Annotated in this window: 9 protein-coding genes; 8 read left to right on the top strand and 1 reads right to left on the bottom strand. The window is 74.6% G+C overall.

Features of this window, described 5'->3' with window-relative positions; all coding sequences use genetic code 11:
* Nucleotides 1-286 precede the first annotated feature (286 nt).
* Nucleotides 287-937 (top strand): cysteine hydrolase family protein, encoded by a 651-nt coding sequence (locus tag PV341_RS39690; protein WP_500325399.1) that lies wholly within the window; start codon nt 287-289, stop codon nt 935-937.
* Between the two features lie 13 nt (nt 938-950).
* On the opposite strand, the gene PV341_RS39695 is transcribed toward PV341_RS39690, so the two are convergent.
* Nucleotides 951-2,897, bottom strand: a complete 1,947-nt coding sequence (locus PV341_RS39695; protein WP_500325401.1) for an alpha/beta hydrolase family protein — start codon at nt 2,895-2,897, stop codon at nt 951-953.
* 97 nt (nt 2,898-2,994) lie between these two features.
* Between PV341_RS39695 and PV341_RS39700 the strand changes: the two genes are divergently transcribed.
* The 7 genes from PV341_RS39700 (at nt 2,995) to PV341_RS39730 (ending at nt 10,668) form a co-directional block, all read left to right on the top strand.
* A complete protein-coding gene (locus PV341_RS39700) occupies nt 2,995-3,138 on the top strand; it encodes a hypothetical protein (RefSeq protein WP_500325403.1) in 144 nt (47 codons plus the stop codon).
* Nucleotides 3,139-3,224: 86 nt separating this feature from the next.
* Nucleotides 3,225-5,420: a phosphate ABC transporter substrate-binding protein PstS gene (pstS, locus tag PV341_RS39705; protein ID WP_500360332.1), complete on the top strand. Its 2,196-nt coding sequence runs from the start codon at nt 3,225-3,227 to the stop codon at nt 5,418-5,420.
* Nucleotides 5,421-5,784: 364 nt separating this feature from the next.
* Nucleotides 5,785-6,495, top strand: coding sequence for a DUF2470 domain-containing protein (locus PV341_RS39710; RefSeq protein ID WP_500360333.1), 711 nt, complete (start codon nt 5,785-5,787; stop codon nt 6,493-6,495).
* A 127-nt stretch (nt 6,496-6,622) separates the two neighbouring features.
* Nucleotides 6,623-7,513, top strand: coding sequence for a sigma-70 family RNA polymerase sigma factor (locus tag PV341_RS39715; protein WP_500360335.1), 891 nt, complete (start codon nt 6,623-6,625; stop codon nt 7,511-7,513).
* 34 nt (nt 7,514-7,547) lie between these two features.
* A complete protein-coding gene (locus tag PV341_RS39720) occupies nt 7,548-8,177 on the top strand; it encodes an alpha-ketoglutarate-dependent dioxygenase AlkB (RefSeq protein ID WP_500325411.1) in 630 nt (209 codons plus the stop codon).
* A gap of 108 nt (nt 8,178-8,285) precedes the next feature.
* Entirely contained in the window at nt 8,286-9,224 is a 939-nt protein-coding gene (locus PV341_RS39725) for a serine hydrolase (RefSeq protein WP_500360336.1), read from the top strand.
* Between the two features lie 355 nt (nt 9,225-9,579).
* Nucleotides 9,580-10,668 carry a S1 family peptidase gene (locus PV341_RS39730; protein WP_500360337.1) on the top strand — a complete coding sequence of 363 codons (1,089 nt, stop codon included), beginning with the start codon at nt 9,580-9,582 and terminating at the stop codon, nt 10,666-10,668.
* Nucleotides 10,669-10,737: the final 69 nt, after the last annotated feature.

Raw genomic sequence — 10,737 nt, forward strand, 5'->3', positions numbered from 1 at the left:
GGCCCGGTGTCACCGGTGGGTGCTCACCCGACGGCCGGCCGGACAGGGGTCCGGACGGAGGGCCGGTGGGGCGTTCGGGCGGAGGAGGTATGGAACTCACGGCACTCTCCCCAGACGTGGGGCAGCGGGAATTGAGGTCAATTCCCGTGCGCCCTCCGATTCCATTATGTGCACCCTTCCGGAAAGGCGGCAGCGGGGCATCCGTGAAGCTGTTGCCGCCGCGCCGGCTTCCGTGGCGTGACCTGCTGCGCAGGTGGCCGTGCGGGTCGGGGACGAGAATCGGTACATGGAAGCAGTGGGATACACCAGCGCGAACACCGGTCTCTTGCTGATCGACCCGTACAACGACTTCCTGTCCGACGGCGGGAAACTGTGGCCCCGCGCGAAGGCGGTGGCCGAGCAGGTGGGGCTGCTCGACCACATGCGTGAGGTGCTCGCGGCCACCCGGGCCCGCGGTATCCGGACGTTCTTCGTCGCGCACCGCCGCACCGCCCCCGGGGACTACCAGGAGTGGGAGCACCTCTCCCCCGCCCAGGAGGCGACCGTCAAGGGGCAGGTCTTCGCCCAGGGCTCCTGGGGCGGCGAGTTCCACCACGACTTCCAGCCCGTCGACGGCGAGATCCAGGTGCACGAGCACTGGTCGTCGAGTGGCTTCGCCAACACGGACCTGGACTTCCAGCTGAAGCAGCACCGGCTGTCGCGCATCGTGCTGATCGGGATGCGGGCCAACACCTGTGTCGACACCACGGCGCGCTTCGGCCAGGAACTGGGCTACCACGTCACCCTGGTGCGGGACGCGATCGCCGCCTTCAGCCCGGCGGAGATGGAGGCGACCTTCGAGGTGAACGCGCCGGTCTACGCGCACGCCATCCTCACCACGGAGGAGTTCCTCGACGTGCTGCCGCCCTGCCCCGAGGAGTACGGGGCAGGGCGGTAGCGACGGGTGCGGGTCAGGGCTGCCGCGGGGCGGTGAGCCAGCGGTCGTACCAGGCCACGCTGCGGCGCAGCAGGTCCAGCAGGTGGCCGCGTCCACCGATCATGTGGCCTTCGCCGGGGTAGACGACGAACTCGTGGGGGACGCCGTGGTGGCGCAGGGCGCGGTGGAGGAAGTGGCCCTGGCTGACCGGCACATTGGTGTCGTCCTCGCCGTGGAGGATCAGGACCGGGGTACGGACACGGGAGGCGTACGAGACGGGGCTGACGCGGTCGTGGGCGTGGGGCCCTGGGCCCTCCCAGCCGATGCTGCCGCTGCCCGCCGACTCGCGGACGGCCCCCTGCTCGCCGGTCGCGGCCAGCATGCCCCAGTCGCTGATGCCGGCGCCCACGATCGCGGCCTTGAAGCGGTCGGTCTGCGTGACGGCCCACGCGGCCAGGTAGCCGCCGTGGCTCCAGCCGCCGATGCCGAGGCGGTCGGGGTCGGCGACGCCCTGGGCGACGAGGAGGTCGATGCCCTCGGTGATGTCGGTCCACTCGGCGCCACCGACGGCGCCGTCCGTCGCGGTGGCGGCGAAGGCGTGGCCGTGGCCCTCGCCGCCGCGGGGGTTGGGGAGGAAGACGGCGTAGCCGGCGGTGGCGAGGAGCTGGCCCGGGGGCAGGTCGATGTGGAACTGCCATGAGTCGCTGTAGCGCCCGTACGGGCCGCCGTGCGCGAGGGTGATCAACGGGAAGGGGCCGTCCTCGCGGGTGCGGCCGGGCGGCAGGAGGAGCAGGCCGTCGAGGGCGAGCCCGTCGGAAGCCTTGTAGGAGAGGCGTTCCTGGCTGCCCCAGGGGATGTCGCGGATCTCGGGGCGGGTGTCGCTGATCCGGGTGAGCGGGCCGTCGGGCGGTCCTGCGTGGACGTCCTTGGGCTCGTACGCGGTGCCCGCGAGCACGGCGACCGTCCCGCCCGTACGGCTCGCGGTGAGCGCGTGGACGATGCCCGGGCGGGTGTGCAGGCGGCGGAAGCGCCGCTCGCCGGGGTCCAGCCGGAACAGCGCGGTGTCCAGGCCGTCGGCGAAGACGGCCAGGGGCGGGCCGTCGGCGACCTGGAGGAGTTCGGTGGGGCAGACGGTCATGCCGGCGGTCAGGTCGCGTGCCTCCGGCCGGGGCCGCTGCTCCGGGTCGGCCGGGATCGCGCGGTCCAGGACGGCCGGGGAGCCGACCAGGCCGGGCGGGGTGGTGGCCAGGTGGGCGAGGTGCCAGCCGTCCTCGGCCCGCCACCAGACGGGGCGCTGCGCCGCGTGCCCGGCGGGGCCGAGGTCGTGGACGGTGAAGGTGGCGGTGTCGACGAGGTGGAGCTCCGCGGTGAGCGAGCCGGGGTCCTCCTCCGCGCACTCCCAGGTGAGCACGGCCAGCATGCCGCCGTCGGGGCGCTCGGCCACCTCTACGACGTGCCGGTCGCCGAGGGTGCCGACGGTGCGGACGGCGCCGCTGTCGAGGTCGAGGAGGCGCAGACGGGCGGAGGGCTCGGGGCCCGTCCGCTCGGTCCACACCATCACGTCGTCGTCCTCGGCCTCGTCGGGTTCGTCGGCGGCGATCAGGGCGACGGTGCGGCCGTCGGCGAGCGGCAGGTGGTTCGCGATGCCGCCGGGCCAGGCAGTGAGGGCCTCGGCGGGGCCGTCGGGTCCGCCGTCGGCGGCGAGGCGTACGCGGTGCAGTTGCCCGGCGGTGACGAAGAGGACCGCCGCCGAGTCCGGGGTCCAGCGCGGGGCGCCGATCCAGCTCGTGCCGTCGGTCAGCTGCCGCGCCGGGGCGCCGCCGTCGGCGGGCACCGCCCACAGGGCACTGGCCAGGCGGTCCGCGATGGCGAGGGGCCGCGCCGTGTGGACGACCGTGCGGCCGTCCGGGGAGAGGGCCGGGAACACCGGTATGACGCTGTCCAGGACCGTCCGTGCCACGATGTCGCTCTGTACCGTCAATGTGCCCTCCGTAGCGTCCACTTGGGTCTACGCCTTCCTTCTGGGAACCGCGCACATCCTGCCGTAGCCCGCGACCCGTGGATAGGCTCGAAGGATCATGGAGCTGTCGCCGACGGCGCCGGACCGCCTCGCGAACGGCTGCCTCGGCGCCCTGCCCGCGGCTGGGCGTGACCTGCTCCCCGGGGTGCTGCACACGCGGGTGATCGCGCTGGAGCGCAAGGAGTTCGCGCTCGGGCGGTGAGGTCCGGGCTGCCCGGTACGGGCCCCTGGTGAGGGGTCGCTCCCTATGCTGTGTGCTGCTGCTGGGCGCGGGGAGGGAGCGACCGGGTGACGCTGGTGGAGGGGGATCCGCGGTCCGTCGGCGGGTACCTGCTGGAGGGCAGGCTGGGCACGGGCGGGATGGGGGTCGTCTACCTGGCCAGGTCGGTGTCGGGGAGGGCGCTGGCGGTCAAGGTGGTCCGTCCCGAGTTCGCCGAGGACGCCGGCTTCCGGGACCGGTTCCGGCGCGAGGTGGCGGCCGCGCGGCGGGTCAGCGGGGCGTTCACGGCGCCCGTGGTCGACGCCGACGCCGACGCGGAACAGCCGTGGCTGGCCACCCTGTTCGTACCGGGACCGGCGCTGTCGCGGCGGGTCGCGGAGCGGGGGCCGCTGCCGGCGGAGGAGGTCCTGGGGCTGAGCGCGGGTCTGGTGGAGGCGCTGCGCGACATCCACCGGGCCGGGCTGGTCCACCGCGACCTGAAGCCGGGCAATGTGCTGCTGGCGGAGGACGGGCCGCGCGTCATCGACTTCGGGATCGCCCGGGCCGCCGGCACCGAGCGGCTGACCAGGACCGGGACGGTGGTCGGCACGCCCGCCTTCATGGCCCCCGAGCAGTTCCGCGCGGGCGCCGTCGGCCCGGCGTGCGACGTCTTCGCCCTGGGTGCCGTCCTGGTGTACGCGGCGACCGGCCACGGCCCGTTCGACGGCGACAGCTCGCACGCGATCGGGTTCCGTGTGGTGTACGAGGAGCCGGACCTGACCGGGCTGCCGGAGGAACTGCACGCGTTCGTGGCGCCGTGCCTGGCCAAGGTCGCGCAGGAGCGCCCCTCGGTGGAGGAGCTGCTGGCCTTCCTGACGCTGGCGCGCGCCGGGGGATCCGTGCCGGACCCGGAACCCGCCCCGCCGGAGCCTGAAGAGCCGGAGGCCGACGAGCCGGAGGCCGACGAGCCCGGGTCCGGGCCCGGCCCGGAGCACTCCCCGACCCTGGCCGACCGCCCCCGGGACACCGCCACACGGGTCATCCGCCCGGTGCCGCGCCCCGGGGCGTTCGGGCCGCCGCCGGTGGACCGGGCGGGGCCCACCGGTCCGGTTCCGGCACCGCGCGGGCGGGCCCGCGGCAGACGGGTGGCCCTGGCGGCCGGCGCCGTGCTGGTCGCCGCGTCGCTCGCGGTGGGCGTCCCCCTCCTCGTCGACCTCGACGGCTCGGGCGGCAAGGACGGGGACGGCGCGGCGGCGCAGGGCCCTTCGGGGAAGCGGGGAGCGTCCTCCGCGGAAGCGTCCTTCTCCTGCCCGGGGGCCCGGGGCGCCCTGGTGGGCGGCGGGGCGAGCGCCGTGAGGGAGGCCGTGGAGGCGTGGACCGCCGGCTTCCAGGCGGCCTGCCCCCGTTCCACGGTCTCGTACCAGCCGACGGGCTCGGGCGCGGGAACGACGGCGTTCCTGCAGGGGACGGCGGATTTCGCGCTCTCCGACGTGCCGCTGGCGACCGGGGAGGTCCTGCAGTCCGGGAAGCGCTGCACGGGCGGCGGCAAGGCCGTCGACCTGCCGTTGCTGGCCACACCGGTGGCGGTCGTCTACCACCTGCCGGGGGTGGACGGGCTCGTGCTGGACCCGCCGACGCTGGCGAAGGTTTTCGACGGGCGGATCACCCGCTGGAACGACCCGGCGATCGCCGCGCTCAACCCGGACGTCGCCCTGCCGTCCCGGGCGATCACGGCCGTCCACCGGGCCGACGCCACCACCAGCACGAGGACGTTCACCGGGTACCTGCGGGAAGCGGCGCCGGACGCGTGGGCCTACGAGGCGACGTCCGACTGGCCGGGGAGCGGCGGAGAGGGCGTGGCCCGCGCGGACGGTGTGGCCGCGCGGGTCGCGCAGGAACCGGGGGCGATCGCCTACCTGGACTTCGCCTCGGCCGGAGGGCTCGACGCGGTACGGCTGGACACCGGGGCGGCCGAGCCGGTGGCGGCCGCCGTCTCCACCGCCACGCGCGCCCTGGCCACCGCGCGGACGGCGGGGAGCGGCGGCGGCCTGGCGCTCGACCTGGCCGGCAGGGGCCCGGCCCCCGGCGCCTACCCGATCACCCGGGTCGGCTACGCCGTGGTCTGCGACAAGGGCAATGAGCCCCGCTCCCTGGAGACGCTGAAGGCGTTCCTGCTGTACGCGGTCAGCGGTCCGGGGCAGACCGCCGCCGAGCGCCAGGGTCACGCCCGCCTGCCGGCGGCGCTCGCCGCGAAGGTGCGGGGCGCGGTACGAGGGCTGGGCTGAGCAGCCGGAGGCCGCCGGGGTTGTCGTAGGCGCTGGTGGCGGTTGGCGTCGGCGCCTTCGCGCCGGGTGCGGCACCGCTGTCGGGGCTCGGCTCCGGCCGCGTCGACCACGGGCTCAGCGGTTGTTCACAGAGCGGGCTTCTGGGGACCGCGCGGCGGCGATGCAGAGCGTGCTCGGTGCCCATTCCGTGAGCGGCCTGGGCCGCGGTCTCACGCCGGCCCGGTCGGCCGCGCCGTGGTCCGCGACGAGAGGAGGGAACGCGCCCGCGTGCCGCGCGCGGACGTGCGGGCCCGTGGGGGATGGCGACACCCGGGCGCATATGGTTAGGTTAGGCAAACCTAACTTACGTCTCGCGGAGATCCGGATGCGCAGCAAGACCACCGCCCCCCTCGCTCCCGCCCGGCCGACGCACGCCGAACGCATCCGGTCCGTCCTCGCCTCGGCCCACTCCATGACCGTGGTCACCGACCGGGAGCGCACGGAGGTGACCCGGCTGACGGCGCGGGCGCTCGCCGGTCACGTCCATCTGCACCCCCTCGAGACGGCCTTCGGCCCCGAGAGCACCCCGATCTCGCTGGAGTTCACCGACGTCGCCCCCACCCCCGTACGCGACCGGGTGCGGGCCCGGGTGACCGTCACCGGCTGGACGGCCGCGCCGTACCGGGCGGACGCCCCGGACAGCCAGTGCGTGCAGTTCGTGCACGCGAGGCTGGAGACGGCGGAGAGCACCGCCTCCGTGGGCCTGGCCGAGCTGACGACGGCGGAGGCGGACCCGCTGGCGACGGCCGAGGCGGGGATGCTGACGCACCTGGTGGACGACCACGCGGAGCTGGTGCCGCTGCTCCTGCGGCTGGTGCAGCCGGCCCCCGCCCCCGGCGCGCGGCAGGTCCTGCCCGTGGCCGTGGACCGCTACGGGATCACGCTGCGCGTGGAGTACGCCAACGGCCACACCGACGCCCGCCTGCCCTTCCCGTCCCGCCTGCAGAACGCGGACCAGGCGGGGAGCCAGATCCAGGCGCTGCTCAACAGCGCCCGCCGCGCGTCGCACCGGGGACGGCTGTTCGCCGGCTGGTGACCAGGGGCCGCGGACGCCGCCCCTCCGCGACCCCGGCCCCCTGTCACACCCCTCTGTCACATTGGACGCGACCGGTTCGTCAGTGCGCCGAGGGAAGCCGGGGGAACGCGACGAGGGAATGGGACCGATGGACGACAAGGAGTTCCTGGCGGAGCGGTTCGAGGAGAACCGGGCGCACCTGCGGGCGGTGGCGTACCGCATGCTGGGGTCGCTGGCCGAGGCGGACGACGCCGTGCAGGAGGCGTGGCTGCGGCTGAACCGGGCCGGGGCGGACGGGATCGGGAACCTGGGCGGCTGGCTGACGACCGTGGTGGGCCGGGTGTGCCTGGACATGCTGCGCTCGCGGACCTCGCGGGGCGAGTCGTCGCTGGACGACGCACGGGTGCCCGACCCGGTGGTGAGCCGGGAGGACGCGGCCGGCGACCCGGAGCAGGCGGCGCTGCTGGCGGACTCGGTGGGGCTGGCGCTGCTGGTCGTGCTGGAGACGCTGTCGCCCGCCGAGCGGCTCGCCTTCGTGCTGCACGACATGTTCGCGGTGCCCTTCGAGGAGATCGCCCCGATGGTCGGGCGCACGCCGGCGGCGGCGCGGCAGCTGGCCAGCCGGGCGCGGCGCCGGGTGCAGGGGGCAGCGCCGGTGCCGGACGCGGACCTGGGCCGGCAGCGGGAGGTGGTCGGCGCGTTCCTGGCGGCGTCGCGCGCGGGCGACTTCGAGGCCCTGGTGGCGGTGCTGCACCCGGACGTCGTGCTGCGCGCGGACACCGGCGCCGCCTTCCCGGGGGCGGCCCGGGAGCTGCGCGGCGCGCGGACGGTCGCGAGCCAGGCGCTCTCCTTCCGGCGGGCGGCCCTGCACGCACGGCCGGCACTGGTCAACGGGGCGCCGGGGGTGGTCGCCGTGGCGGAGGGCCGGGTGGTGTCGGTCATGGGCTTCACGATCGTGGACGGGCTCGTCGTCGAGCTGGACATCCTGGCCGATCCCGAGCGGCTGGCCGGGCTCGACCTGGCCGCGTTCGGCGAATAGCTCGCTTGTTCGATTGAGGGGTTACCCTGGACGCATGACCGCACCGCTCCAGGGATCGCTCTTCGACCAGAGCGACGAGTTGCTGCTCGGTCCGCTGGACGGCCTCCGGCGGACCGGGCTCGGCAGCGGCGCATGGCTCGACCTGCTGCCCGGATGGCTGCAGGGGGCCGACGCCCTGTTCGAGGAACTGGCCGGCTCGGTCCCGTGGCGGGCCGAACGGCGGCAGATGTACGAGCGGGAGGTCGACGTGCCCCGGCTGCTGGCCTTCTACGGGGAGGGCGACGGGCTGCCGCACCCCGTCCTCGACGAGGCCCGGGCCGCGCTCGACGCCCATTACGCGGACGAGCTCGGCGAGCCCTTCGTCACGGCGGGGCTCTGCTTCTACCGGGACGGCCGGGACAGCGTCGCCTGGCACGGGGACCGGACCGGACGGTCGGCGACCCAGGACACGATGGTGGCGATCCTGTCCGTCGGCGACCCGCGCGACCTGGCGCTGCGGCCCCGCGGCGGGGGCGCGGCCTCGATGCGGCTGCCGCTCGGGCACGGCGACCTCGTGGTGATGGGCGGCTCCTGCCAGCGGACGTGGGAGCACGCGATCCCCAAGAGCACGCGCGCCGTGGGGCCGCGGATCAGCGTCCAGTTCCGCACGCGCGGCGTCCGCTGACCCCCGCCCCGCACCCCGGTGCCGCATCCGTACAACCTTTCGCCCGCGGCCGTGGGTCAACGTCTGCGAGGCCCGGGAGCGGGGTCCAGGGGATGACGGGGAGGGGCCATGGGGCGGGGACGGACGGCGCGGCGCGCCGGGAGAGTGGTGGCGGCCGCGGTCGTGGTGGGCGCGGTCGCGCCGACGGCCGTCGTGGGGACGGGTGCGGGGAGCGCCGCGGCGGCGGCACCGGCCGTGGTGTGCACCTCGGGCAAGGCGGGGCTCGCGGCGAAGCTGAGCGCCGACATCACCGGTGCGCTGCGCGGCAGGACGGCGACGGTGGCCCTGTCGCTGCGGGACCGCAGGACGAAGACGGTGTGCACGCTCCGCGCGGACCAGCGGTTCGACTCGGCGAGCACGGTGAAGGTGACGGTGCTGGCCACCCTGCTGTGGGACAACAAGAAGCGCAACCGCTACCTGACGGCGCGTGAGGTGAAGCTGGCCACGGCGATGATCACCAAGTCGGACAACGCCGCGACCACGCAGCTGTGGCGGCAGCTGGGGGTGGCCAAGGTGAAGGGCTTCCTGAAGGCCGCGGGCATGACCCGCACCGTGCCGGGGAGCAACGGCTACTGGGGGCTCACGCAGATCACGGCGAAGGACGAGCAGCGGCTGCTCGACCTGGTGACGGCGAAGAACGCGGTGCTGAGCGACAACTCCCGGGCGTACATCCTGAAGCTGATGAACAAGGTGGTCGGCACACAGCGCTGGGGCACCCCCGCCGGCGCCCCGCGCGGGGTGACGGTCCACGTGAAGAACGGCTGGCTGCCGCGCGCCACCCACGGCTGGCGGGTGCACAGCCTCGGCGCGTTCACCGGCTCGGGGCACGACTACTCCCTCACGGTGCTGACGCAGGACAACCGCACCATGAACACCGGGGTCGCCACGATCGAGGCGGTCGCCCGCGTCGTCCACCGGGACCTCGACCCGGCGGCCACCGCCGCGGGGACGCAGTCGACGACGCGTACGCCGCAGGAGGCGATCCCCGCCGTCCCGCCGGGCACGTAGCGGACCGGAACCGACGGCACGACAGGCGCCCCCGCGGGGGCGCCTGTCGGCGTTCGCGTGGGCGGTTACCGGACAGGTGTAGTCCTCACCTGACGTGTGCGGCCCGTCGCGCAGCGCGGCGGGAGCCCTCCCGCACAGCGGAATGAAAGGTTCCACACCGGGAATCGGGATGTCTTGTGAGACGGCTGTGGAGACCGGAATCCTGCCTTGCCGGTCACGGAACGGCCTCGGAATACTCGACGGCGTTGCTTGGCGTGGACACGCATTCTTTTCGGGATGTGACGCCTTGCACCGCAAATTCCTCCGGGTTGGCGGTAGTTGAGCCGGCCCATCCCCCCACGTGGAGGTACAGGACTTGAAGCATCGTCGAATATCCGGGCGGAAGGCCGTGCTCGCGGGCAGCGGGGCTGCGGCCGTGCTGGCGGCACTGATCGTGCTGCCGCAGGCCAACGCGGCGCCGAGCCCGGCGCCCGCCCCCAAGAGCCTCACGCCCGCCGCCGCGGTGACCCTGGCCGCGCACCTCACCTCGCAGCTCGGCACCGAGGACACCGCGGGGTCGTACTACGACGCCGCGAGCGACCGGCTCGTCGTCAACGTGCTCGACGAAGCGGCCGCCGACACCGTCCGCGCGGCGGGCGCCGTGCCGAAGACGGTCGCCAACACCATGGCCGAACTGCGCTCCGCCACGCGCACCCTGGGCCTGGAGGCCCGCATCCCCGGCACGGCCTGGTCCGTCGACCCGCGGACCAACCAGGTGGTCGTGACGGCCGACCGGACCGTGTCGGCGGCCGGGATGGCACGGCTCGGCAAGGCGGTCGACGGGCTCGGCGCCGGGACCGCCCGGATTCACAAGTCGAAGGGTGAGTTCCAGCCCTTCATCGCCGGCGGCGACGCCATCTTCGGCTCCGGCGCGCGCTGTTCGCTCGGCTTCAACGTCGTCAAGGACGGGCAGCCGTACTTCCTCACCGCGGGTCACTGCGGCGTGGGCATCAAGAGCTGGTCGGACAGCTCCGGCGGACAGGAGATCGGCTCGGTCGAGGCCGCGACGTTCCCCGGCCACGACTACGCGCTGGTGAAGTACACCGGCACCGGTGTCGACCACCCCAGCGCGGTCGACCTCTACAACGGCTCGACGCAGGAGATCACGTCGGCGGCCACGCCGACCGTCGGCCAGGCCGTGCAGCGCAGCGGCAGCACCACCCAGGTGCACGACGGCACGGTCACCGGGCTCGACGCAACCGTCAACTACCAGGAGGGCTCGGTCTCCGGACTGATCCAGACCGACGTCTGCGCCGAGCCCGGCGACAGCGGCGGCGCCCTCTTCTCCGGCAGCACCGCGCTCGGCCTGACCTCCGGCGGCAGCGGCGACTGCACCGGCGGCGGGGAGACGTTCTTCCAGCCGGTGACGGACGCGCTCGAGGTGTACGGGGCCGAGATCGGCTGACCCTTCGCGACGCCACGGCGCAGCGGCGGCGCCGGACACCCCTCCCCGGGACCGGGAGGGGGTCCGGCG

This window comes from Streptomyces sp. PA03-1a, assembly GCF_033792805.1.
GTDB lineage: Bacteria > Actinomycetota > Actinomycetes > Streptomycetales > Streptomycetaceae > Actinacidiphila.

Excerpts from the sequence above, each read along its gene's own strand:
- PV341_RS39690 (WP_500325399.1), top strand. The coding sequence starts at position 287 with ATGGAAGCAGTGGGATACACCAGCGCGAACACCGGTCTCTTGCTGATC.
- PV341_RS39700 (WP_500325403.1), top strand. The coding sequence starts at position 2,995 with ATGGAGCTGTCGCCGACGGCGCCGGACCGCCTCGCGAACGGCTGCCTC.
- PV341_RS39710 (WP_500360333.1), top strand. The coding sequence starts at position 5,785 with ATGCGCAGCAAGACCACCGCCCCCCTCGCTCCCGCCCGGCCGACGCAC.
- PV341_RS39715 (WP_500360335.1), top strand. The coding sequence starts at position 6,623 with ATGGACGACAAGGAGTTCCTGGCGGAGCGGTTCGAGGAGAACCGGGCG.
- PV341_RS39720 (WP_500325411.1), top strand. The coding sequence starts at position 7,548 with ATGACCGCACCGCTCCAGGGATCGCTCTTCGACCAGAGCGACGAGTTG.
- PV341_RS39725 (WP_500360336.1), top strand. The coding sequence starts at position 8,286 with ATGGGGCGGGGACGGACGGCGCGGCGCGCCGGGAGAGTGGTGGCGGCC.